Origin of the sequence: Paraburkholderia sp. UCT31 (assembly GCF_014397655.1) — a bacterium.
In the GTDB taxonomy this organism is placed as follows: domain Bacteria; phylum Pseudomonadota; class Gammaproteobacteria; order Burkholderiales; family Burkholderiaceae; genus Paraburkholderia; species Paraburkholderia tuberum.
In genome coordinates this window covers 1-231 of record NZ_VZQP01000237.1, presented here as the reverse complement: position 1 = coordinate 231, position 231 = coordinate 1, and the positions used below count along the sequence as shown (strand labels likewise).

At 65.8% G+C, this 231-nt stretch carries 1 protein-coding gene; it reads right to left on the bottom strand.

All coding sequences use genetic code 11. The features are described from left to right. A partial coding sequence (locus tag F6X40_RS41785) for an Ig-like domain-containing protein (RefSeq protein WP_187631922.1) occupies positions 1-231 on the bottom strand: 231 nt, incomplete at both ends.

The following is a 231-nucleotide window of genomic DNA, read 5'->3' as shown; positions in this document are numbered from 1 at the left end:
CGATCACCGTCCACGGGTCCGACGGCTCACTTTCGTTGCCCGCAGGATCGCGCTCCACCACCGTGAACTGATGCTCGCCCTCTTCCAGCGGCGTCTCAGGCGTGAAGCTCCAGTTGCCCTCCTCGTCGACCGTCGTCTCGCCAATCGGCGTGCCGTTGTCGATCACGATGATCGTGTCGCCCGGTTCACCCTCGCCCACCAGCGTCGGCGTCGTGTCGTCCGTGCTCTCAC